This window comes from Paenarthrobacter sp. NPDC090522, assembly GCF_044769225.1.
Classification (GTDB): Bacteria; Actinomycetota; Actinomycetes; order Actinomycetales; family Micrococcaceae; genus Arthrobacter.
The window spans coordinates 1-22,035 of sequence record NZ_JBIVXL010000014.1 but is presented as its reverse complement, the minus strand read 5'-3'; the positions used below and the strand labels follow the sequence as shown (position 1 = coordinate 22,035).

Annotated in this window: 22 protein-coding genes and 1 pseudogene; 7 read left to right on the top strand and 16 right to left on the bottom strand. The window is 61.7% G+C overall.

Annotated features, from left to right (window positions below; all coding sequences use genetic code 11):
• Positions 1-18 precede the first annotated feature (18 nt).
• Both ACIQT2_RS17230 and ACIQT2_RS17225 read right to left on the bottom strand, forming a co-directional pair.
• Positions 19-243, bottom strand: coding sequence for a hypothetical protein (locus ACIQT2_RS17230; RefSeq protein ID WP_402948780.1), 225 nt, complete (start codon positions 241-243; stop codon positions 19-21).
• 69 nt (positions 244-312) lie between these two features.
• Positions 313-1,224: a LysR family transcriptional regulator ArgP gene (locus tag ACIQT2_RS17225; protein WP_402948778.1), complete on the bottom strand. Its 912-nt coding sequence runs from the start codon at positions 1,222-1,224 to the stop codon at positions 313-315.
• Between the two features lie 68 nt (positions 1,225-1,292).
• On the opposite strand from ACIQT2_RS17225, the gene ACIQT2_RS17220 reads away from it, so the two are divergent.
• The 4 genes from ACIQT2_RS17220 (at position 1,293) to ACIQT2_RS17205 (ending at position 4,561) form a co-directional block, all read left to right on the top strand.
• A complete protein-coding gene (locus tag ACIQT2_RS17220; protein ID WP_402948775.1) occupies positions 1,293-1,925 on the top strand; it encodes a LysE/ArgO family amino acid transporter in 633 nt (210 codons plus the stop codon).
• Between the two features lie 82 nt (positions 1,926-2,007).
• Complete coding sequence (locus ACIQT2_RS17215; protein ID WP_347109954.1) at positions 2,008-2,718, top strand: response regulator transcription factor; 711 nt, start codon at positions 2,008-2,010, stop codon at positions 2,716-2,718.
• A 2-nt stretch (positions 2,719-2,720) separates the two neighbouring features.
• The gene (locus ACIQT2_RS17210) at positions 2,721-4,166 is read left to right on the top strand and encodes an ATP-binding protein (protein WP_402948772.1); all 1,446 of its coding nucleotides are present in this window, start codon (positions 2,721-2,723) and stop codon (positions 4,164-4,166) included.
• A gap of 104 nt (positions 4,167-4,270) precedes the next feature.
• Complete coding sequence (locus ACIQT2_RS17205; protein WP_397323156.1) at positions 4,271-4,561, top strand: WXG100 family type VII secretion target; 291 nt, start codon at positions 4,271-4,273, stop codon at positions 4,559-4,561.
• A 67-nt stretch (positions 4,562-4,628) separates the two neighbouring features.
• On the opposite strand, the gene ACIQT2_RS17200 is transcribed toward ACIQT2_RS17205, so the two are convergent.
• The 5 genes from ACIQT2_RS17200 to ACIQT2_RS17180 form a co-directional block, all read right to left on the bottom strand.
• Positions 4,629-5,729 (bottom strand): RNase H family protein, encoded by a 1,101-nt coding sequence (locus ACIQT2_RS17200; protein WP_402948769.1) that lies wholly within the window; start codon positions 5,727-5,729, stop codon positions 4,629-4,631.
• Between the two features lie 220 nt (positions 5,730-5,949).
• The gene (gene groL / locus ACIQT2_RS17195) at positions 5,950-7,575 is read right to left on the bottom strand and encodes a chaperonin GroEL (protein ID WP_397323158.1); all 1,626 of its coding nucleotides are present in this window, start codon (positions 7,573-7,575) and stop codon (positions 5,950-5,952) included.
• A 310-nt stretch (positions 7,576-7,885) separates the two neighbouring features.
• Entirely contained in the window at positions 7,886-8,089 is a 204-nt protein-coding gene (locus ACIQT2_RS17190) for a cold-shock protein (protein ID WP_217376272.1), read from the bottom strand.
• A 156-nt stretch (positions 8,090-8,245) separates the two neighbouring features.
• Positions 8,246-8,854: a LytR C-terminal domain-containing protein gene (locus ACIQT2_RS17185; RefSeq protein ID WP_402948765.1), complete on the bottom strand. Its 609-nt coding sequence runs from the start codon at positions 8,852-8,854 to the stop codon at positions 8,246-8,248.
• 49 nt (positions 8,855-8,903) lie between these two features.
• Positions 8,904-9,239, bottom strand: a complete 336-nt coding sequence (locus tag ACIQT2_RS17180) for a DUF3263 domain-containing protein (protein ID WP_402948763.1) — start codon at positions 9,237-9,239, stop codon at positions 8,904-8,906.
• Positions 9,240-9,346: 107 nt separating this feature from the next.
• On the opposite strand from ACIQT2_RS17180, the pseudogene ACIQT2_RS17175 reads away from it, so the two are divergent.
• Positions 9,347-10,114 (top strand): annotated as a pseudogene (locus tag ACIQT2_RS17175) (uracil-DNA glycosylase).
• Positions 10,115-10,504: 390 nt separating this feature from the next.
• On the top strand, positions 10,505-11,347 hold the full coding sequence (locus ACIQT2_RS17170) for a siderophore-interacting protein (RefSeq protein WP_402948760.1): 843 nt from the start codon (positions 10,505-10,507) through the stop codon (positions 11,345-11,347).
• A gap of 16 nt (positions 11,348-11,363) precedes the next feature.
• Here the strand turns inward: ACIQT2_RS17170 and ACIQT2_RS17165 are convergent, their stop codons facing one another.
• From ACIQT2_RS17165 to ACIQT2_RS17135, 7 genes are all read right to left on the bottom strand, one after another.
• On the bottom strand, positions 11,364-12,851 hold the full coding sequence (locus ACIQT2_RS17165) for a threonine/serine exporter ThrE family protein (protein ID WP_400334022.1): 1,488 nt from the start codon (positions 12,849-12,851) through the stop codon (positions 11,364-11,366).
• Positions 12,852-12,870: 19 nt separating this feature from the next.
• Positions 12,871-14,190, bottom strand: coding sequence for a peptidoglycan bridge formation glycyltransferase FemA/FemB family protein (locus ACIQT2_RS17160; protein WP_402948758.1), 1,320 nt, complete (start codon positions 14,188-14,190; stop codon positions 12,871-12,873).
• Positions 14,191-14,288: 98 nt separating this feature from the next.
• Positions 14,289-15,377, bottom strand: a complete 1,089-nt coding sequence (locus ACIQT2_RS17155) for a lipid II:glycine glycyltransferase FemX (RefSeq protein ID WP_402948755.1) — start codon at positions 15,375-15,377, stop codon at positions 14,289-14,291.
• A 212-nt stretch (positions 15,378-15,589) separates the two neighbouring features.
• Positions 15,590-17,581, bottom strand: a complete 1,992-nt coding sequence (locus tag ACIQT2_RS17150; protein ID WP_402948752.1) for an ATP-binding cassette domain-containing protein — start codon at positions 17,579-17,581, stop codon at positions 15,590-15,592.
• A complete protein-coding gene (locus tag ACIQT2_RS17145; RefSeq protein ID WP_402948749.1) occupies positions 17,578-18,597 on the bottom strand; it encodes a peptidoglycan-binding protein in 1,020 nt (339 codons plus the stop codon). The genes ACIQT2_RS17150 and ACIQT2_RS17145 overlap by 4 nt, the downstream gene beginning before the upstream one ends.
• A 119-nt stretch (positions 18,598-18,716) precedes the next feature.
• Positions 18,717-19,385, bottom strand: coding sequence for a hypothetical protein (locus tag ACIQT2_RS17140; RefSeq protein WP_402948746.1), 669 nt, complete (start codon positions 19,383-19,385; stop codon positions 18,717-18,719).
• 239 nt (positions 19,386-19,624) lie between these two features.
• The gene (locus tag ACIQT2_RS17135; protein ID WP_402948743.1) at positions 19,625-20,017 is read right to left on the bottom strand and encodes a hypothetical protein; all 393 of its coding nucleotides are present in this window, start codon (positions 20,015-20,017) and stop codon (positions 19,625-19,627) included.
• A gap of 410 nt (positions 20,018-20,427) precedes the next feature.
• Here ACIQT2_RS17135 and ACIQT2_RS17130 point away from each other — a divergent pair, with 410 nt between their 5' ends.
• A complete protein-coding gene (locus ACIQT2_RS17130; protein ID WP_402948741.1) occupies positions 20,428-20,820 on the top strand; it encodes a hypothetical protein in 393 nt (130 codons plus the stop codon).
• A gap of 46 nt (positions 20,821-20,866) precedes the next feature.
• On the opposite strand, the gene ACIQT2_RS17125 is transcribed toward ACIQT2_RS17130, so the two are convergent.
• Both ACIQT2_RS17125 and ACIQT2_RS17120 read right to left on the bottom strand, forming a co-directional pair.
• The gene (locus tag ACIQT2_RS17125) at positions 20,867-21,688 is read right to left on the bottom strand and encodes a DNA/RNA non-specific endonuclease (RefSeq protein WP_402948738.1); all 822 of its coding nucleotides are present in this window, start codon (positions 21,686-21,688) and stop codon (positions 20,867-20,869) included.
• A 38-nt stretch (positions 21,689-21,726) separates the two neighbouring features.
• On the bottom strand, positions 21,727-22,035 hold a 309-nt coding region (locus tag ACIQT2_RS17120; RefSeq protein WP_402948735.1), incomplete at its 5' end, for an L-serine ammonia-lyase, iron-sulfur-dependent, subunit alpha.

Genomic DNA, 22,035 nt, shown 5'->3' with positions numbered 1-22,035 from the left:
CTCCGGCGCGATGTGCGTCTAGGCCACCAGGCGGAGGTGGGCGTGGATCTCCACGCGTTCCACTATCGCCCAGGAATCTTCCGTGCGGAGCTGCAATGCCACAAAGCGCTCAGCGGCAGCAAGGTCATCGAATTCTTCAATCTGAACCGGGCCAGTCTGGGAGACGGAGTAGCTCACGTGGTACTCGTATTCGACGTCGGCCGATGGGGACGTGCTGCTGGTTGGTGCTGTTTTCTTTGCCATGTTTCCAGTGTGGGATGGGGCACTGACATATTTGGAAGCATCGGCGGGCGTGTTCCACATCCGTTTCAGCTATGGCTTGCGCAGGAACTCCGCCGCAGCCTCCCTGACCGTATCGCTCACCACATCCAACACCGTGGATGCCGTCTTCCAACGCTGCCAGTACAAGGGGACGTCGAAGGGCCGGTCCGGCGCGAGCTCGATCAGCCGGCCATCTGCGATGTCCGGCCCACACTGGACCTCGGGAATCAGGCCCCACCCCAATCCCAGCCTGATCGCGTCTCCGAAGTCATGGGACGCAGGAACATAGTGGCGTGGTCCTTTCCGTTCAGGAGTTGCCGGCGGTTTCCCCGGCCACGTCCTGACGAAGGCCCACTGATACGTGTCCTTCCGGTCGAAATCGACGGTAGGCGCAGAATTAAGCTTCGCCTGGTCCACGCCGTCGGCAAACCAACGCCGGGCGAAGGCAGGTTCCGCCACCGCCCGGTACCTCATGACGCCCAGCGGCTCCACCCGGCAACCCTGTACGGGATCCGGAGTCGCGGTCACGGCGGCCATCACCTTGCCGGAGCGAAGGAAGGACGCAGAATGCTGCTCGTCGTCCCGGTGGAGGTCGAAAGTGACGTTCAATTCCTTGGGAAGACGGGCCAGGGCTTGGAGGAACCACATGGACAAGGAATCGGCGTTGACCACTATGGGGATGGCCAGCCGCGGCCCGTCGGAGCCCAACCCGAGTTCCGTCCCTGCGTCAGCTTCGAGTTGCGCCACTTGCCGTGCCAGGCGCAGCACTACCTCGCCGGCTTCCGTGGCCTGGGCCGGATTGCTGCGCTGCAGCAGGACCCTGCCCGCCGATTGCTCCAGGGCCTTGAGTCGCTGTGACACGGCTGAGGGCGTGATGTGAAGCTGCCGTGCTGCTGCGTCCAACGTCCCTTCGGAGAGGACCGCGGCGAACGTCAGCAATTGCTCGGAGGGAAATTGGGTCATAAGAATATCTTAGGCAGCTTCAGAATCTTTAGCTGGTCTAAAAAACATCCGATTCATAGTTTTGAAGGGTGAACACTGCTGACATCTTCAATACTGCCGGGCTTGGCCTGGCCACCGGACTCGCCCTCATCGTCGCCATCGGGGCACAGAACGCCTTCGTGCTCCGGCAAGGAATCCGCGGTGAACACATTGGCCCCATCGTCGCAGTCTGCGCCCTGTCAGACGCTGTCCTCATCGCAGCAGGAGTCCTGGGCATCGGTGCGCTGATCGCGGCGGCGCCTGCCGCCGTCGTGATTCTCCGCTTTGTGGGCGCAGCGTTCCTGGTGACCTACGGCGCAATGGCGGCCCGCCGTGCACTGCGGCCCCAGGCGCTCCTGGCGGGCGATGGATCCAGCTACCCAGGCAAGCGGGGGCTTGCCGCCGCCGTCACCACCATGCTGGCCCTGACGTGGCTGAACCCGCACGTTTACCTGGATATTGCCTTGCTCGGATCGATCGCCAGCGCCCAGGGAACACAGTTGCAGTGGTGGTTCGGCATAGGTGCAATGGTTGGCAGCGTCCTATGGTTTTCGGCGCTCGGCTTCGGGGCGAGGTTCCTCCGCGGATTCTTCGCCAAGCCCTTGGCATGGCGGTTCCTGGATGGTGGCATCGCCGTGACCATGACCGCCCTGGGGATAGGGCTGGCACTGGGCGTCGCGTAAGGACCTGGTACCGTCGCGGCACGCAGCGCCCTCCCATAGAGCGTCCAGATAACTCCCAGAATCTGGGAGCATCATGGGTGTCATGAAAAAGAACGGCCCCGAAGCCAAGCTCCTTGTCGTCGACGACGAACCCAACATCCGCGAGCTTCTCTCCACGTCACTGCGCTTTGCAGGTTTCGAGGTCGTAGCCGCATCGAATGGCCGCGAAGCCCTCGCAGCCGCAGACACCCACGCCCCCGATCTTGCCGTCCTGGACGTCATGCTTCCGGACATGGACGGCTTCACGGTGACACGGCGCCTCCGTGCTGCCGGCAAGCACTTCCCCGTATTGTTCCTGACGGCCAAGGACGATACCGAGGACAAGGTCACCGGCCTGACCGTTGGTGGCGATGACTACGTCACCAAGCCCTTCAGCCTGGACGAAGTCGTTGCCCGCATCCGTGCCGTCCTGCGCCGCACCCAGCCGCTGGAAGACGACGACGCCGTGATCCGTGTGGACGATCTGGAACTCGATGACGACGCCCACGAGGTTCGCCGTGGCGGGACCGTGATCGAACTGTCCCCCACCGAATTCAAGCTGCTTCGCTACCTCATGCTGAACCCCAACCGCGTGCTGTCCAAGGCCCAGATCCTGGACCACGTGTGGGAATACGACTTCAACGGCGACGCCTCCATCGTTGAGTCGTACATCTCCTACCTGCGCAGGAAGGTGGACATCGACCCCGATGCTGCCGCCCTGATCCAGACAAAGCGGGGCGTGGGCTACGTCTTGCGGACGGCAGAGAAGCGCTGACCTTGCTGCAACGCTGGAAATCGGCGTCCCTGAGGTCGCAACTCGTTGCAATCATCATGGGGCTGCTCCTCTTGGCCCTGGCTGCGACCGGGGCCGGTACGCTGACCCTCGTCAAGAGCTACCTCCAGGGCCAGGTGGACGACAAGCTCAAGGCCGCAGTTGCCCTTGCACAGGACCAGCAGTCATTCGACAAATTGTCCGAGTACAACCCGGCCGTGCCTACGGATTACTCGCTGACACTCTATGTCTCCGGCCTTTCGCCGTACCCGTTCGGCGGGAACGCAAACGACCGCCCGGCGATCGCCAACATCACCCCGGCCGAAGCCAAGGCACGCGGCAGTGCTCCCTTCCAGGTCAGCGGAACCGCGGGAACCAACTGGCGCGTAGTGGCCGTGGGAGTAGTGGCCAACGGCCAAAACGGCGTAGTGATCATCGGCCTGCCGCTGACGCCCGTGGACAAGGTCATGGAGCACGCCGTCCTGGTGGTTGTCGGGGTGGGACTCCTGACGCTGGTCCTGGCGTTCTTCATAGCCACCTGGACCGTGGCGCGGTCCTTCCGGCCGTTGGCCCGTGTGGAGAAGACCGCCGCCGCCATCGCCGCAGGGGATCTCTCCCGCCGCGTCGAGATCGACAATCCGCACACCGAGGTGGGACGCCTGGGCGGCTCACTCAATGCCATGCTGGCGCACATTGAATCCTCTTTTGCCGCCCGCGCCGCGTCCGAAGCCCGCATGCGGCGGTTTGCCGCGGACGCCTCCCACGAACTCCGCACTCCCCTGGTCACCATCCGGGGCTTCTCCGAGCTGTATCGCCACGGCGCGCTGACCTCCCCCGATGACGTCTCGACGGCGATGGGCCGGATTGAGAGCGAAGCGAAGCGCATGGGGTCCATGGTTGAGGACCTGCTGATGCTGGCCCGGCTGGACGAGCAGCGCCCGCTGCACCTGAAGCCAGTGGATCTGCAGTTGCTGGCGAACGACGCCGTGGTGGATACCCGTGCCGCCTCCGGTGACCGCACCATCAGGCTTGTGGGCCTGGACGGCACCTCTCCTGCACCCGCACCCGTCCAAGGCGACGAAGCCAAGCTGCGGCAGGTGATCGGAAACCTGGTGGGAAACGCCCTGCGGTACACACCGGACGGCAGCCCGATCGAACTGGCTGTTGGCGTCCGGACCGCCCCGGAGGGCTCCTTCTCCGCCATCGAGATCCGGGACCATGGCCCCGGCATTCCGCAGGAAGAAACCAACAAGATCTTCGAACGCTTCTACCGCGCAGATACCTCGCGGACGCGCGAAACCGGCGGAAGCGGCTTGGGACTGGCCATTGTCGCCGCGATCGTGGGAAGCCACGGCGGTACCGTCCGGGTCACAGAGACCGACGGCGGCGGGGCCACGTTGGTGGTCAGCCTGCCCTTCCACGAGGAACCCGCCGAGGTGTTATCCACATAGCGGTGATCGACCTTTCCGCGGATTGCGGCTGGTGCCTAGGCTCGATGTTGTGGCCACGCTTCCACCGCGACACCGCGGAACATCCTCGTCGAAAGGCATCACCCATGAGCGTTATCTCCGTCGATACCGAACTCCTTCAACTCAAGGCCGCCAACGTCAAAGCGACGGTTGACCGCATCAGCACGGACGTCCAGGCCATGAAGCAGGGACTTGATGAACTCCAAGCCACGTGGCGCGGCTCGGCGGCCACCAATTTCCAGTCACTGGTCCTCGAATGGACCCTGACCCAGAACAAGGTGGAGTCCTCCCTCGCGTCCATCAACGTCGCCTTGGCGACCGCTGCTTCGAACTACGCCGAGGTTGAGCAGGGCAACACGCAGCGCTTCGCCTACTAGGGGCCGGCTTCCGAAACTCCTGCGGGGCGGCCGTCTTCCCCCCTGTGCGGCCGCCCCGCAGGTCAGCCTAGTTTTCGGCAGTTCCTTGGTGGAACCGCAGCCTCCACTGGCCCCGGTCAAGAAGCCATACCGAGCTGCGGAGAGCCGAACCGGCGTGGGACAAGCTCCGGTAGTTCAGCAGGATGGTGTTCTCGCTGAGGCGGTCTGCGTTCAGGAGTTCCAGTTCCACGTGCTCCCCCGGGTCCTCCTCCAGGGCAACCATCATGGCGTCCCGGGTCCAGAACCTTCCGGACTGGCCGATCTCGGCAAACTCGGGGTGCAGCAACACGCCGATCCTCCCGATATCCGCGCGAACGTCCGGACGGAGCAGTTCGCGTTCGAGGGCCACCACCACTTCCTCGGCCGACAGCTCCGGGGTTGCAGCGGCGTCTTCCAGCTCACTGAAAAGGTCGGCTTGGCCAAAGATCCCCGACTCGCCAAAGAGCGTGGGCTCGGAGTGCAAACGGGGTGTGCGCTCCAGCCGCGAAGCCGGGAGGGGGCTGGATGCAGGCGCGGCTGGCGCCGAACCGGAGACTGATGATGGAACGGCGAGTGATGCTGGTGCTGCTGTCGGGGCTGCGGCTACGGCCTGGGCCGGAGTACCGCCGGAGGCCGCTGTAGCCCGTGCACGGGCCGGAACGGGCTCTGCGGCAGTTCCAGCGGCGCCCGAGAAGCCGGGTCCACCCGGGGCTGCCACACCTTGCTGGTAGGCCGTTGCCGCAGCACGCGCTCGCTCATCGGCAGCTTCGTTGAGATCGTGGCCCGCATGGCCTTTGACCCACTCGAACGTGTACTTGCGACCAACAATCGCCTGGTCGATATCTTTGAGGAGGTCCACGTTGAGCACGGGTTTGCCGTCGGCCTTGCGCCAACCCTTCCGCTTCCATCCGGGCATCCACTTGGTGACGCAGTTGATGACGTACTGGCTGTCGCAGAGGATACGCAGCTCTTCCTGGGGGATGTGGGCCGTTGAACGGAACAGGTCAAGGACAGCCATGAGCTCGCCCATGTTGTTGGTGCCGTGCGGCCAACCTCCTGCGCGCCAACAGGAATCGTCAACAAACCAGGCCCAACCGGCCGGCCCAGGATTGCCGAGGGCAGAGCCATCGGCGGCAGCAATAATCGTCATGCCTTTAATCCTGCCAGACTGCACCGACACTTTTTGCGGCCCCCGGGAACCCGCGAGGATGCGGGAAGCGTGCCATAACGCCGCAACTCTCCCTGCGAAGTGGCCGGGTTCCCACGCAATCGGCGGCCCATCCCCCAGCGGTGAAACGCCGACGGCGGCCCCCACCAAAGGTGAGGACCGCCGTCGTACGTTCTGAGCGTGACGCTGCAGTACAGGAGGCTTAGAAGCCGCCCATGCCGCCCATCTCGTCGCCGCCCGGAGCCGGAGCGTTCTTCTCAGGCTTGTCGGCTACTACAGCCTCGGTGGTCAGGAACAGACCAGCGATGGAAGCAGCGTTCTGGAGGGCCGAACGGGTGACCTTGACGGGGTCGTTGACGCCTGCAGCCAGCAGGTCTTCGTAAACACCCGTGGCGGCGTTCAGGCCGTGGCCGGAAGGCAGGCCGCGGACCTTGTCGGCGACAACGCCCGGCTCGAGGCCGGCGTTGAAAGCAATCTGCTTCAGCGGAGCGTCGATGGCAACCTTGACGATGTTGGCGCCCGTTGCTTCGTCGTTCTCGAGGTTCAAGTTGGCGAAGGCCTTGGCACCGGCCTGGATGAGGGCAACGCCACCACCGGCGACGATGCCTTCTTCAACGGCAGCCTTTGCGTTGCGGACAGCGTCCTCAATGCGGTGCTTGCGTTCCTTGAGCTCAACTTCGGTTGCGGCACCGGCCTTGATGACTGCAACACCGCCGGCCAGCTTGGCCAGGCGCTCCTGCAGCTTCTCGCGGTCGTAGTCGGAGTCGGAGTTCTCGATCTCGGAACGGATCTGGGCAACACGGCCTGCGATCTGCTCGGCGTCGCCTGCACCTTCGACGATGGTGGTCTCGTCCTTGGTGACAACAACCTTGCGGGCGGTGCCGAGGAGTTCCAGTCCAGCGTTCTCCAGCTTGAGGCCAACCTCTTCCGAGATGACCTGGCCGCCGGTGAGGATGGCGATGTCGGCGAGCTGTGCCTTGCGACGGTCACCGAAGCCCGGAGCCTTGACGGCAACGGACTTGAAGGTGCCACGGATCTTGTTGACGATCAGCGTGGCAAGGGCTTCACCCTCGATGTCTTCAGCGATGATCAGCAGCGGCTTGTTGGACTGCATGACCTTCTCCAGGACCGCAACGAGTTCCTTCACGTTGGAGATCTTGGAGTTGACGATCAGGATGTACGGGTCTTCGAGGACCGTTTCCTGGCGCTCAGCGTCGGTGACGAAGTAAGCGGAGATGTAGCCCTTGTCGAAGCGCATGCCTTCGGTGAGCTCGAGCTCCAGGCCGAAGGTGTTGGATTCCTCGACCGTGATGACGCCTTCCTTGCCCACCTTGTCCAGGGCTTCAGCGATCAGTGCGCCGATTTCCTGGTCGCCGGCGGAGATGGAAGCCGTAGCGGCAATCTCTTCCTTGGTTTCGATTTCCTTGGCGGAGGCCAGCAGTTCGCTGATGACGGCGTCAACGGCCTTCTCGATGCCGCGCTTGAGGGACAGCGGGTCGGCGCCGGCGGCAACGTTGCGCAGGCCTTCCTTGACCAGTGCCTGGGCGAGGACCGTAGCGGTGGTGGTACCGTCACCGGCGACGTCGTCCGTCTTCTTGGCAACTTCCTTGACCAGCTCGGCGCCGATCTTCTCGTAAGGATCGTCCAGCTCGATCTCCTTGGCGATGGAAACACCATCGTTGGTGATCGTGGGGGCGCCCCACTTCTTTTCGAGGACGACGTTGCGTCCACGCGGGCCGAGGGTGACCTTGACGGCGTCAGCAAGGGTGTTCAGGCCCCGCTCGAGGCCGCGGCGTGCCTCTTCATCAAATGCAATGATCTTGGCCATAACGGCGGTAGTCCTTTCGGGACAGTCGTTAAGAAGGTACCTGTCAGGTGGGATGCCCGCGACGGACGATCCTTTGCCTGCGACCTCTGTATGCCGCGCGCTCCGGACCTCACCCCACCAGGGTGTTTCTTGATCCTCCCGGCACCGATCACCATCCCCGAGGCGCCGCGAACGGGCCGGAATTAGCAGTCGATGCGTGGGAGTGCTAAATCAATAATTAGCACTCGACCGTTGAGAGTGCAAGCAGGGGCGCCACCTTGCGCCATACATCCGGGCAGTTTCAGCCGACAGCGGAGAACCGGACTCCGGGTCAGGCGACGCGGACACTCTCGGCCTGAGGGCCCTTCAGGCCTTCGCCGAGTTCGAACTCAACGCGCTGGCCCTCTTCGAGCGCGCGGAAACCGTCCATCTGGATGGCCGACCAATGCACAAAGACGTCATCGCCGGAATCGTCCACAGTAATGAAGCCGTACCCTTTTTCGGCGTTGAACCATTTGACGGTTCCCAAAGCCATGATGCCCACACTTTCACAGTTGCCAAGACCGGTTGACGGGATCTCCGTACCGGAATCAATCCACTGTAACCACAGTCACGGCGCCCGCGCTGCCGCCCGAAGGCAGGGCAGCGTTTTTGTTATTGAGGCTTAACCGGGATGGCTGGAGCGCGCTGTTTACTGGTAGCCGGGTCCCACAACAACTACCAGCGGCTGCTGGACTTCCGGTGACTCCACTACCGAGGTGATGCGCAAGAGGGCGGCAACTGCCTCGGCGTTCGCCTTTTGGGCCGGGGCGTTGTAGAACACCACCGAAGTCTGCTGCGGCAGCCCGCCCCAGTTCCCCACCGTGCCGAGTGCCCAGCCATCGCCCTGAACGAGTCCGGCCACGCGGCTGGCGAGGCCCGCCGTCGCGGTGCCGTTGTAGACGGCCACCGCAGTGGTCTTGTCCACCGGGGCCGCGGACGGGGTAGCCGACGCTGACTCGGAAGGCGTGGGTTCACCCGAGGCGATGGGGGCGCTGCCCGTCTCGGACGGGGTTGCGGACGGCGCCGCCTCGCTGTGCTGCGAGGCCGGCGCGGAAGTGCTGGACGAGGCAACAGGAGCCACGAATCCAAGACGCGGCAGGATCAGGAAAGCAATCAGGCCGAGCACCAAGGCGACGACTCCAACGGTCAGGACAGGCCACAAGGTGGGGCGGGCTGTCTCCGTGGCGTCGCGGTGCACGCCCTGCCGGGACGCGTTCTGCGGGACCCGGTCGAATTCATCCTTGGCAAATTTGGTCATGGTGAAGCGTTTTCCTTGCTGGTTGCTGCTGACAGATCAGCCTGCCGATTTACGCGTCCGACCCCAAGCGCCGCGCTGTCCGCGCGCGTTGGCGGGACGTACGTAGTCTACGCAGTCTCTTGACCAGCATGGGATCGTGGGCCATTGCGTCCTCGGTGTCGATGAGGGCGTTGAGGATCTGGTAGTAGTGGGTGGCTGAGAGATCGAAGAGTTCCCGGATAGCCTGTTCTTTGGCCCCCGCGTACTTCCACCACTGCCGTTCCAAGGCCAGCATCTGTTGGTCCCGCTCGCTCAACGGCGAGTCGCTGCGGACGCCGGCCGCAAGGTCTTCAAGGGCAAAACCCGTTGCCTGCGGCGCCATCGGTTCCGGTGCTGGTTCGGCCACGGCACACTCCTTCGACGCTTGTTGGGGAAAATGTCCTACCCCTATGTTACGGGCGAATAACAAGCCTGTCATTCGCACGCGCAGCCCCGGCAAGGGACAATGGCCGGGTGACTGGCGAGGATGCACTCTTTGACCTTGAACCCAACAACACCACCGACCAGGACTTCGGCGCGCTGCTCGACAGACCCCTCGAGGAACTCATGGCTCCCGACTGGGCAAGCGCCCTTCGGCCTGTTGAAAGGGAACTCCACGAGGCGTTGGCCTTCGTGGCCAAGCAGGCCGGGCAGGGGACACAGGTCCTTCCGGCTGCCTCCAACCTCCTGCGGGCCTTCCAACGGCCACTTGCCGACGTCAAGGTGCTCTTGCTCGGCCAGGACCCGTACCCAACGCCGGGACACGCCGTCGGGCTTTCCTTCTCGGTGTCCCGCGAAACCCGGCCCATCCCCCGAAGCCTGGCCAACATCTACCGCGAACTCCACGATGATCTGGGGCTGCCGCCGCGCATACACGGCGACCTCACGGCGTGGTCGGACCAGGGTGTCCTGCTGCTCAACCGCGTGCTGAGCGTCGCGGCAGGGAATGCCGGCTCACACCGCGGCAAGGGGTGGGAGGCCATCACGACGGCGGCTGTCACCGCCGTCGCGAACCGCACCGACGCCGATGGAAAGTAGAAGCCACTCGTCGCGATCCTGTGGGGGAAGGACGCGGAATCCGTGGGGCCGCTGTTGAACGGCGCGCCGTCGATCGTGTCTGTCCATCCGAGTCCACTGTCCGCGTCCCGGGGGTTCTTCGGTTCCAAGCCATTCAGCCGAACCAACGAGCTGCTCGCGGGGCAGGGTGCCGGGCCGGTCGATTGGGAACTCCCCGTTCTCTAGCCCCCACCCACCCCGGACCCTCTCTCACCAAACCACCCCTTTCCACGAGCCCTCACTCACCAAACCACCCCCCCAAACACCGCCCCTCTCTCACCAAACCACCCCCCCAAACACCGCCCCTCTCTCACCAAACCACCCCCCCCCAAACACCGCCCCTCTCTCACCAAACCACCCCCCAAACACCGTCCCTCTCTCACCGGCTAGTGCCCGGCGGGAGTCGGTGAGAGAGGGTCCGTCAGAAACGGGCGTTCGGTGAGAGAGGGTCCGCCAGAAACGGGCATTACGTGAGAGAGGGTCCGCCAGAAACGGGCATTAGGTGAGAGAGGGTTGGGGTGTAACGTTCGACTCATACACAGGCCACGCGCAGCCAATTAGCTTAGGCTTACCTTCATGCCTGCTGCTCTTCCTGTGACGTCGTCCGCAACCCGCCAAACACGCCCCCAGATCAACCTGGTGGTGCTGCGCAAGGAACGCCTGTCGCCGCACATGGTGCGGATCGTGGCGGGCGGCCCCGGCTTCAGCGACTATGCGAACAACGAATTCGTGGACCGCTACGTGAAGATCGTCTTCCCACAGCCTGGCGTGCACTACGAGCTTCCACTGGATCTCTGGGCCATCCGGGAGACCATGCCCCGGGAGCAGTGGCCGCACACCCGGACCTACACCATCCGCTGGGTGGACCTGGAAGCCAGAGAACTGGCCATTGACTTTGTGGTCCACGGCGACGAAGGGCTCGCGGGTCCGTGGGCAGCCGCAGCGGAACCCGGCGACAGCCTGGTCTTCACCGGCCCCGGTGGCGCCTATAACCCGTCGCCCGACGCCGACTGGTACCTCTTCGCCGGTGACGACGCCGCTATCCCGGCAATTGCGGCAAGCATCGAGGCCCTGGGGCCGGACGCCCGCGGCTTCGCGTTCCTGGAAGTGGACAGCGCCGAGGACATCCTGCCCATCGCTGCTCCTTCCGGGGTGGAAGTGCACTGGCTGCAGCGCAACGGAGTGCCGGCGGGATCCAGCGAGATCCTTCTCGACGCCCTCCGCAACCTCGAATGGCTGCCCGGACGAGTGGATGTCTTCGCACACGGAGAGCGCGGCTATATGAAGGGCCTCCGTGAGATCTTCTTCGTGCAGCACGGCCTGGAACGCTCCCAGGTGTCCCTGTCCGGATACTGGGCACAGGGCCGAGTGGAGGAAGTGTTCCAGGCCGAGAAAAAGCTCCCCGTCGGGAAGATCTAGCAAGATCCAGGAAGATCTAGCGGCGCCGAACCCTCCGCCGCTCGTTGCTGGACAGGCCCTTCGTCAGCGGCCTGGCAAGGTTGTCGCCGAGCACGACTCCTGCGGCCACACCGAGGACGATCGCTCCGGCGTTGAGCATCCCGCCCGCACCCGCCAGGATGTCGCCCCCTTCCACAGTCAGTGCATACATCGACCGGAAGATCGTCAGGCCGGGCAGCAGGATCAAGGCTGCAGGAACAGCGACCACCAACTGCGGAGCGCCAAGCTTCAGGGCAACCACACGACCCAACAGACCGATGACCACTGCCGAAATGGCGGGCGACAAGCGGTCGCCAAGACCGAGTTCGCCAACCCCCCACAAAACGAAGAAGCCCACCAAGCCGACCGCCGCCGTCGGGAGTAACAGACGCATTCTTGTCTGTTCGGTGACGCCGATGGCCACCACGGCGATCGCGATCAGGATTGCTTGCCCCCACAAGGGGTAGGCGGGCGGGAACGTATTGGTGACGTCGAGGACCTGGCTGCCCATGAGGGTGCCCACCACCACGGCGACGCCTATACCTGCCACGATGGCCCCGAAAGTGAGCAAGGTGGAGAGGAACCGGCCGGCCGCAGTGACCGGGAAGCCGTTGATCGCATCCTGCACGGAAGAAACCAGCCGACCCGTGGGCAGGAGCAGCAGGATACCGCCGGCCACCACAATGGACGGAGCGATGTCCGCGCCTGCCCAGCGCAGCATCAGGGCAACGAAGGTGACCACGAAGGAACTCGCCATGGTGACAAAGAAGTCCGGAGTCCGCCAACGGATCAACTGGCGCGCCAGCAAGCTGATCAGCATGTTGGACGCGAAGGCGAGGGCGGAAGCCCCAGGACCCCCGCCGAGTACCCCCACGAAGACCGCGGCGAACACGCCGAAAGCAACAGTGACCATCCAGCGTGGGAAGGGCTTGGCGCTCCGGGTAATCTCAGTCAACCGCCGAACGGCCTCGTCGCGTCCCACTCCCCCGGCCACGATGTCCGAAACCAGCTGGTGCACCTGCGCGAGCCCGGCGTAGTTATTGGTCCACGATCGCACCACGCGGAGGAGCGTGATGGGCGTTTGGTCCTTCGGCGCATAGTTGATGGCCACCGACTGGTTGGTGATATCAACCTCGACGTTCTTCAACCCAAGCGCAGCGGTGACCGCAATCATGCTGGTCTCCACCTCCAACGCGCCTGCGCCGTAACGGAACATGGCCTCGGCAAGGTGCAGGGCGAAGTCGATGGTTTTGCGGGCTGAAGCGTCTACACCGGCCACCTGGATGGTGGGGTTGGCGTAGGGGCTACCAGCCAGGCGGTCCACGATGCTCATGGGCGCCGTAGGTGGACTGTCGCCTTGGACCAACCGCATCAGCATGCGTTTGGCGTTGGCGTTCTGTCGCACCTGCGACGGCCGCAGCGGCTGGGTCTTCGGCAAGCCGTCCGTGTGAGGCCTGCCGCCGGTGCCCTCCGGGCGTTCAGTCATGCAGCAATCCTCCTTTGGCTTAGTTTCTCTTGAGGAGTTTTCCTATGACCGGCAATTGTCCGGGGTTTCGCAAGTTTCCCAAAACCGTCTGGGCGGCTCCTGCGAGCTTCCTGACCGCGCGGTAGGCGGCGTACTTGACGGGGCTGACAGGTGCCACGAAGTCTCCCAACAACTGGACTACCTCGCCGCCGAATCCCTTCTTGAACTCGTACCCGCCGTGGCCGGTCTCATCCTGGCCCTGGATGCCGAACGTGCCGTAGAAGTTGTACTTGGAGTAGCCGTTGTTAAGGGCGTGCAGCATCATGCCCCAGTAGAGGGACGTTGCGCCGTTGAAGTAGATGTAATCCTGGACGGTTCCGCCGATGACGCAGGTCAGTTCGTCACCCGAGCAGGCGAAGTGGATCGCGGCCACCGTGGCCACACCCACGGAGTCCGGGAAGCGTTCGATGTCCTTGAGGCTTCGTTCGTAGCTGTCCACCAAATCCTGGACAACCTTGACCCGGTTGGCTTTCTTCTTGCTGCCGGTCTCCTCGACTTCGCGCTTCAGGTCCGCCAGCGTCCTGGATTCGGCTTCGAGTCGCTCCGTGATGGAAGCACGGTACTCGGGGATGTTGATCTTGGCCATCATGAGCTTGGTGAACTCATCCGAGGTGTTGCGGAGCAATTGCTCGTAGTACTCGCGTTCCCGGTATGTGAAGCCCTTCTCGTCGCCCGCGGTCTTGAGGGCGTCGTAGAAATCGTCCAGCGTCTCCAACGTGGCCTGTTCCAGGTACACGCCGTTCTTCTCGGCCTTCCGGATGGCCTTACGAGTGCGGTAGTTCATGCCCATGATGAGCTCTTCGGAGTCGGCGACTCCGTCAAGGGTCTTGATGAACATCCAGTTGATGTTGGCGAAGTTCATGTCGAAGCCCTGGTGCTTGAATCCGAGGCCCTCCAGTTCCTTGAGAAGCGGCCGGTTGTCTTCGATCTCCGGGTGCTCGGCGCCGTCTTCGTCGCGGGCGATGTACTTCACGTTCGGGGAAATGCGCAGCTCCGCTGCCTTCTTCGAAGCGGCGTGCTTCTTCAAGAGCTCGACGACGGGCCTCACCGCTGCGGCGTCGCTGTAGTCCATCAGTGGCCCCTTGGCGCAGTCCGCCACCTTGTAGCCAACGCGGTTGGAGGTGTAGACGATCTTACCGGCGGCGATCAGGCTGCCACCGCGGTTGATGCCGAAAAGTTCCACTTCCTGCCCGCGGGCCCGCTGGAAACGGGTAAGTTCCATGGACTGGATGAAACTCCCCTGCGGGTGTCCCTTGGCGAAGGTCTCGAAGTCAGCGTCACTGAGAATCACAAATTCCATGTCTGTTCCAGCCTCGATCGGAGTCAAAGAAAATTACCTCATCTTGTTGGATGTGCACCCGTTGGTGGCCGGGGCGGGCCTTTTTGTCTGGCGTGTTCTTAGTAGAACTGGCCGCCGGTACGCATGGTTTCCAGCCGACGGAAGACCTTCTCTCCACCCTTGAGCCAGAGCTTGTACCGTAGCGGGCTGAGGACGAGGTCGTAGCAGCCGACGAAATCCGTAACTGTCTTGGTGAAGCTCGTTTTGAACAGACCCATGCCGTACAAGGGGTGGGTCTTGTCCTTGATTCTTGCCGCACTTGGAGTGCCGCAGAAATCGTACTCAACGCAGCCAAGTTCCTGCATGCGCTGAATGGCAGCCCACTGGGTCAAGTGCGAATCGCCGTATTGTTTCCGGTTCTGAGTGGAGCCGCCGTCCTTGTACGTCGCCTTGGCTCCGTAGTTGATCACGAACGCGCCCACGCTGGGCTGGCCGTCCTCGTAGACGAAGAAGAAGTGGCCTTGGCCCCGGCTGCTGAATTCGTTCCAGAACTTTGCGTAGTAGTCGTAGCTCCGCAACGGCATCGCGCCCTTGGCGTTCACCGTGTTCTGCATGAGGGCGTAGAGCTTCCTGTAGTTTTGTTCGCCGGCTTCCTCCTGGCGGACTTCACAGCCTTCGCGCTCAGCCCGCCGTACCGCATTTCGAGCCCGGGAGGAGATGCTGCGGAGGACCTCGTTGCTGGGCTTGCTGGTGTCCAGGATCGCTGTGGAGTCGTTCGACTGGATGTTGGGGGCCTTGACGAGGCCTGCTGCTTTGAGTTGCCGCTTGGTTTCCTCGGACTCGATAATGTCCGGTTCGATCTTGATGGTGAAGACGTTCATCTTCTGTTCGCGGGCCAGCCTGGCGACGGCGGTGAGCATTGGCTTGATGTCTTCGACGGCGGCAGCGTCCGGTCCCTTGATGAGGTACCAAAGCCGGCCCAGCACCGGGAATCTCTTCTCCAGCAGCAGGTTGTAGCTGGAGTACTCGGCAGTCTCGATGACGAGCCTCCGGACCAGCCAACCGTTGCCGTCCTTGACCGCGGCGTAGGCTTCCGACTGCAGCATGTTGCCGCCGTTCGGGTTGGCCGTGACGTGCTTGTCCCAGTTATCGATTTCCTCGGCGGTGGCAAAGCGGGCGGTAAATTCTCGCAAGGTGGCCGTGTCCAATCTCAGGGTTCAGTGCAGTGTTCAAAGCGGTGTTCAAAATGCGGGGCGCATGCGGACATGCAGGCTCCAGTCTATCGGTGAGAGCATGATTGGCGATTCCAGGACCGGCCCGAAGCGGCGCTCCGGAACTCATCAGTGACCACTTAAATCCCAGACCCGGCGAGGGCGAGCGCAGCAGCCTGGCTCTCAGACAACGACGGAGCGGTCTGCGATCAGCCCCGTATGGCCTGTGCTGGGTCAGCTCGCGAAGCCGATATTGCAGGATACATTGCGGCCAGGACTCCAGTTACCGCCCCCGCCAAGACTCCCATCGCAACAGCTTCCAAACCCAATACCGGCGTCCACCCTTGCTGGAGGCAAAACACCAGGAGTGCGGCCATGCCGGCTGCCCCTCCGGCCAGCCCACCGCCGGTTCCGACCAGCAGGCCCTCAAAGACAAACATCCGGCGGATGCTCGCGCGGCTGGTTCCGATCGCCCGGCGAAGCGCGATCTCCGACCTTCGCGTCTGGACCGTCAGGTACATGGAGGTCGCAGAACTAAGACACGCCAGCGCCAGCAAGACCCAGGACAGAACCCCGATGAACACACTCAAATCCGTGTTTACGCCTCGTCTGAGTGACCGGAGATCCGCCACAGTGCTCACTTTGAAGTACTCGGGATGAGCTGCGTCCAGGGCAAGAGGAACTGCCTCGCTCAGCGGGGCGGGGAATCCGGGAACAGTACGCACAATGAACATTGGATCCGTCAACACAGGTTGACGGAAGTCTCCTATACCCATAACTATGCTGTCGGAGAGCAACTGGTTCCGACCAGGGCTTTCGATGACGCCCACGACAGGCACAGGCTGCCCTGCGACCCAAATCTTTTGATCCGGCCCGGCGGCTGAAATACCCCAGCGGACGGCGGTTTCGCGTCCAACAAGCGCTACAGGTTTCCCGAAGGACTCATCCAGGAGCGACAGCGCCGAAGCGGGCTCGACGACGACATCGTTCAGTTCAAGGTAGTGCGAGTCCACAGCTAATAAGGAACCTGCAAACGTGGGCTCATGCACTGCAAGGCCGGGCTGAAAACGGGAAGGCTTCAGATCTTTCGAAGCCATGTCGTAACGCAAACCAACGTCAACAACACCATCCAATCCCTCAATCCTGTTCCTCTGGTCCGACGGCGTCGTCCCAGAGGAGTCATATGCCTGTGAGCCCGAGGCACTCAATGACACTTGAAGTTCATCAAGCGCTGCCCGGGCAAGACGTTCCGAAACCTGGGCGGAAGCAGTTTGGCTGAGTCCCACCGACAAAACAAGCCCTCCCGACCCCAGCATGAATGCGATGATGAGGAGTATTGTCCGTCCTGTCCGTGACGTCAGCGCCGTCAGGGCGTCGTATACGTCGTCGACCACACCCTGCCAATGTCCCGGCTTCCTTCCAGAAGGCACCGAAGCCGTAGGATCAGCCACGTCCGGCTTAATAGCGTGCGAGTTCCATGAACTTGACGCCCGTTTTTCGGTTGACTGAACCAGGACGCCGTCGACGATCGTCACCTGGGATCGAGCTGCAGCAGCAACAGCCGGATCGTGCGTAATGACGACAACCGTCATTCCCTGGGCATTGAGACTCCTGAGTTCGTCGATGACTCGTTTCGTGTTGGCCACGTCCAGGTTTCCGGTCGGTTCGTCGGCAAATAGAACTTTGGGATTGGTTGCGAGGGCGCGCGCCAATGCCAATCTCTGGCGTTCCCCTCCGGACAGATTCTTACCCGGCGCGTCCGTTCGGTGAATGAGTCCAACTCGCTCGAGGGCAGGGCGGACGCGCTTTTCCCGTTCCCGATGCCCCAGCCCTTGAATCCGAAGTCCGAGGGCAACATTCCTGGCAGACGACTCTTCAGTCATCACATGCGATGCTTGAAAGACAAAACCGAACATATCGGACCTCAAGGCATCCCGCTGCCTCTCCCCCAACCCTGTCACATCGTCTCCATTGACGTGATACATGCCGACCGTCGGTCGGTCCAAGAGAGCAAGGAGATTCAACAGCGTGGACTTTCCTGATCCTGACGGCCCGAGGATGGCGAGAAAATCGCCTTCGTGTATTTCCAGATCTACGTCCCGCAGGACCCGGGTCTCAGAATCTCCTACGTTGTAGGTTCGTCCCACACCCTTCAGCGTCAAGAGAGGTATGGCATCCCTGGCGGTAAGGTCCCCTGTCACGAGACGATGACCAATGTTCCGGGCTGCAGCAGTGAAGTCTCCTCGATGGCTGCCCACCCATCACGCTGCTCCATTACCGTGATGTCCACCCGTTTAGGGGCTGAGCCACCATCTCTATGACCTTCGGAACCCGGCAAGGTCACATAGGTACCGCGGTCATCCTGCTTTACAGCGGTCAGAGGTACGGCCAGAGTTTCCACTGCCGCTTGGTGGACCTTGATCGAAACCGACTGACCGGGCTTTGGTTGCGTTCCCTCCACCGGAACAGAAGACACGACGTCCATGCCCGGAACTATGCCCTTCTCCGGGTCGCCTTCACTGAAAGGACCAATGCTTTGGATTGTTCCTTTCGCCGAATACCCCCCAGCTTCGAGGTCGACCTCCTGGCCAACAACGAGCGCCTCGGCCTGGTCTATAGTGGCACGGCCAACTACCACGTCCGGAGCCGTCTGGACGGTCCCCAGGTTCAAGTCCCCTTCCAACACGTCCCCGGGCCTCAACAGGCTCGTGATCTTTCCCGTATCCCCGGGAATCTGTACGAACTCCCGCCAATTAAAGACAACCTTCTTATCTTCAGATGCCGGGGCCGTAAGTTGAAGATCGCGGTAGAGGTTTTTGAGGGCATTCTCCGTCCCCGAGTCGAAGACTCCGGTGGCACCAGCCCAATATCCCAGGCCTTGAAGCCACTTTTGCAACGCCAACACATCCGGGCCTCGGTCACCCTCAACAAGGTCCCGGTACAGAGGCACGTCCGAAGACATGACCAGAACTGGACGCCCTGAAACCGCAGCGATCAGCGACCCCGGAGCGACGGTGTCGCCAGCGTGGGCATACACGGCCGTCACCACCGCCCGGTCGGCTCCCTTTGGAACGGATGCCCGCAACGGCACTGAGGGTCCGGCGGACATGGCTGCTGAAATGATCACGGAGGCAGCCAGTGATCTCCTTTCCACAGCAGCGTTCACTTCAACTTTGGTGTCACTGGAATCGATGGCAGAAGATTCGGGCGTTCGCATTTGACTTCCAAGCAAGAACGAACCGGCTGTGCAAGCCAGAACAACGCACAAGAAAGCAACAACCCGCCTGATTCGTGGAACCCGCGGAAGCTTCACGACGGGTGTTTCGTCCACGATCACTACAGCCCACTATGTCCGTGTTGCCTCAGAATATCCTTCGCTCTGGCCAATGCGGCGGCTTTCTCATCGGCCAGGGTGTTCAATGCCGCTTGATGAGCCTCTATGAGAGCAGCCTGGTATTGGGCACGTATATCCATCAAACCCTGCATCATGTTTGTTTTGCTTTTGCATTCTGCATCTTGAAGTGCTGTACGTATTTCGCCCTGTTTGTCTGCCGGGTAGGCTGGCACCCACGCATCGGGCGAGTCCTGACGCATGTTGATGCCTGAATCCCCAAGGCACTTGACCCATGCCCCTCGCAAGTTCTTCCAATCCGGATCACGCTCAGCCAGAGCATTGGAATCATTGACGATGCTGGTCAGCAGCGAATCCTGGCCTGCAATCCTGCTTCGAAACGGAGGAATTTGTTCACCGACGGTCGAGTTGTCGCACTCGAAGTACTTCTTGACGGCAGGTTGTGGCGATTCCCGTGTTCCCGAATCGTAGATTCCAGGTATAGTCCTGACTATTGGTCTTTCATACCCAAACTTTGCCGCGAACGCCGGTACCCAAACGCCGTAAGACTGATCCGCCTTCACCTCAAGATCGCCGTGTTTTTCCGGCATGCGAACTCCGGCCTTCTTCATGCAACCCTCGATTATGTACATGTTCGCTGCAGTGATGACCATGGATTCATCGGCGCTTGCCTCGTATCTATCCATTGGCATGCGGACTTCGACATTAGCCTGGTCCAGTTGTGCGTGGACCCCCGAATAAGCTGAACGATTGATGGAGGGCAGGGGCCTGGCGTCCGCCTGTGGTCCAGTTTGGCTCGTAGCGCATCCTGGCAACACGAAGAGCAGCATTACTGGTAGAAGCAGACGCCGGGTCATCGTCACCTTTCGACACTTTTCAGGGACCTGGGGAATCAGTAGGATTCATCGTGGCTGGAAATTCGGTTATCCCAATTTCCGCCCCCGGGATAAGCGATGTCCGCAAGGTAGCTGATCGCCTGCCCCTCCTTCATGTAGAAGGAGTTTCCCCCAAAGTTCAGATGTTCAAAGAATGTCACGTATCTGTAGGACGGGTTGGTGGTGTATCCAACAATGTTCGACGTTGGATCATTAGCGCCACTACCGACCCAAGACGTTGCATAGTTGTTTGAGTACTTGGTCCCGTTCCACACGGAGCTTTGGAACAAGCAGACTTGGCCGTTTCCACATGTTTGGTCCGCCCAAGCATTGGCGGCGCCAGCATTGGCACCAACCATGATGGGTATTGCGACTACGGTGGCCGCCGCAATGCTTAGCATTCTTTTCATTTCACCGTTCCTCTATCGAGTGGAGTCTGGTGATGACATACCTCCAACGTCAAATAGAAGAGACGTTGGTCGCTGCCCCCAGTAGGCTCGAAAATAGCGGTCGGATGGTGGGTGAATCAACACAGGAACCACAGATCAGTACATTTTGGTGAAATATGGACGATCCAGAAGAAACATTCCTATTGCCGCGTCACGATCAGATCGCTCCGTCCACTTACTTAGGGGGTTGTCTACTCTAATCGTCTGGTCGGTACCCGTCAGCGAAAGCGACGTACCCTCAATGCCGACGCTACGCCCATTCCCGGCAAGGCCCAGAATCCGTAAGTCGAGCATTAGGACTGAAAAAGAACTACAAGACATCCAAGCCCAGGGTTCTTCAAGCGTTCTTGGCCGCGGCAATGCTCAGTGCTATGGGCATGGGCGTGGCCCACGCTACGGCACAACGTCCAGTGACACCAACGACGGAAATCCAAGAGCGCGCTCATTTCGACGGCGACGCCAGTCTTGAAAGGAACGAAACTGGTCAAACATACGGAATTCCAGGCGAAGTCAACGAACAGATCGCCGAACCGGATCTGATCCGTGCTTATGCCACCAACGGGACGCAGGGCTACATGAAGAACAGCGAACGGAAAGTCGCGACGGGTGACCCCTCGATCTTCAAGTCGCCCGAGGAAGCATTGAAATGGCAGGAAAACAGGGACAGCCTTCCGGTGACGGTACCTGTCTACGATATCGACGGAGCCACCGAAATCGGCATCTTCGAATTCTCAACAGGACAGCCCACGGGCATGGTGAAGTAGAACGAAAGGCAGCGCGCAAACAATTCAACAGGGCACGGGGGCTTCCTCACAACTTGATCTGGTCCATACTCTCCAGTTGTATTGCTTTCGGCGCTTTGCCCAGCTCGCGTTGGCCCCTGGCCAGACGGTCGGCGTTCGTCAGGCGGCTAAGGCTGAGCCCGGTGAGGTCTGCGATTTCCCCGATAGGAACCTGGAACGTCCTGAAGGGTCCGAGGGGCGGAGGTTCGCCCTCGAGGAGCCGCTCGGTGATGGCCTTCTTCAACTCCACCTTTCCCAGCAACGGTGACTGGTCCAGGATGAACCCCGCTGCGCCCAGCTTGGCGTCATTGGTCCAAGCGGCAATCTTCCAGAATTTCCTGGGCACATGCACGCCCCGGTACGGAGGATCGTCGTCGAGCAGGACGGGTCCGGTGAACACGCTGAGCTTGGCGTCAAACGTATCCGCGTGCTCCAATACGTGGTCTTCCAGCCCCACCCAAAGCTCCTTGCCCTGGTTGAAGTCGTCCACTTGCGGCGCGGCATTGGTGAAGGAAAACGTGTCCTGGTTGGCTTTCTTGGCTGTCGCTTGGTCACCCCACACGGGATCCAGGCGCCGGACCAAATGGCCTCTGTCAAAGGCGTTGTTCTTGTAGACGTCCGGGCCTGCTTGCTGTTCCTTCGGAACCCGCTCATCGAAATGCCAGGTGCCTTCGCGTGCCAACGGGTTCAGTTCACTGCCGCTGATGTTGACTCCCACGATCGCCGCGAGTTTCCGGGCCGTCCGGAATCGCACAGAGAAATGCGTGTAGTCCAACAGAATCGTCGTCGCCGACGGACTGGGCAGCTCCAGGCGTGCCCGCAAGAAATCCCGGTCATATCCCCCGCTCATGGATACAGCATGGCACTAGGGACTGACAGCGAACAGACTCAGCATTCGACGACGTTGACGGCCAGGCCGCCCATCGCGGTTTCCTTGTACTTATGGGACATGTCCTTGCCCGTCTCACGCATCGTGACGATCACTTCATCCAACGACACCCGGTGCGTCCCATCCCCCCACAAGGCCATCTTCGCCGCGTTGATCGCCTTCGCCGCCGCGATCGCGTTCCGCTCAATACACGGAATCTGCACCAACCCCCCGATCGGATCACACGTGAGCCCCAGGTTATGTTCCATCGCGATCTCCGCCGCGTTCTCCACCTGCCCCGGAGAACCACCCATCACCTCAGCCAACCC

Bases quoted from the DNA above. Each gene is read 5' to 3' on its own strand.
- ACIQT2_RS17230 (WP_402948780.1), bottom strand. From the start codon at position 243: ATGGCAAAGAAAACAGCACCAACCAGCAGCACGTCCCCATCGGCCGAC.
- ACIQT2_RS17225 (WP_402948778.1), bottom strand. From the start codon at position 1,224: ATGACCCAATTTCCCTCCGAGCAATTGCTGACGTTCGCCGCGGTCCTC.
- ACIQT2_RS17215 (WP_347109954.1), top strand. From the start codon at position 2,008: ATGAAAAAGAACGGCCCCGAAGCCAAGCTCCTTGTCGTCGACGACGAA.
- ACIQT2_RS17205 (WP_397323156.1), top strand. From the start codon at position 4,271: ATGAGCGTTATCTCCGTCGATACCGAACTCCTTCAACTCAAGGCCGCC.
- ACIQT2_RS17200 (WP_402948769.1), bottom strand. From the start codon at position 5,729: ATGACGATTATTGCTGCCGCCGATGGCTCTGCCCTCGGCAATCCTGGG.
- groL (WP_397323158.1), bottom strand. From the start codon at position 7,575: ATGGCCAAGATCATTGCATTTGATGAAGAGGCACGCCGCGGCCTCGAG.
- ACIQT2_RS17190 (WP_217376272.1), bottom strand. From the start codon at position 8,089: ATGGCTTTGGGAACCGTCAAATGGTTCAACGCCGAAAAAGGGTACGGC.
- ACIQT2_RS17185 (WP_402948765.1), bottom strand. From the start codon at position 8,854: ATGACCAAATTTGCCAAGGATGAATTCGACCGGGTCCCGCAGAACGCG.
- ACIQT2_RS17170 (WP_402948760.1), top strand. From the start codon at position 10,505: ATGCCTGCTGCTCTTCCTGTGACGTCGTCCGCAACCCGCCAAACACGC.
- ACIQT2_RS17165 (WP_400334022.1), bottom strand. From the start codon at position 12,851: ATGACTGAACGCCCGGAGGGCACCGGCGGCAGGCCTCACACGGACGGC.
- ACIQT2_RS17160 (WP_402948758.1), bottom strand. From the start codon at position 14,190: ATGGAATTTGTGATTCTCAGTGACGCTGACTTCGAGACCTTCGCCAAG.
- ACIQT2_RS17145 (WP_402948749.1), bottom strand. From the start codon at position 18,597: ATGCGAACGCCCGAATCTTCTGCCATCGATTCCAGTGACACCAAAGTT.
- ACIQT2_RS17140 (WP_402948746.1), bottom strand. From the start codon at position 19,385: ATGGTCATCACTGCAGCGAACATGTACATAATCGAGGGTTGCATGAAG.
- ACIQT2_RS17135 (WP_402948743.1), bottom strand. From the start codon at position 20,017: ATGAAAAGAATGCTAAGCATTGCGGCGGCCACCGTAGTCGCAATACCC.
- ACIQT2_RS17130 (WP_402948741.1), top strand. From the start codon at position 20,428: ATGGGCATGGGCGTGGCCCACGCTACGGCACAACGTCCAGTGACACCA.
- ACIQT2_RS17125 (WP_402948738.1), bottom strand. From the start codon at position 21,688: ATGAGCGGGGGATATGACCGGGATTTCTTGCGGGCACGCCTGGAGCTG.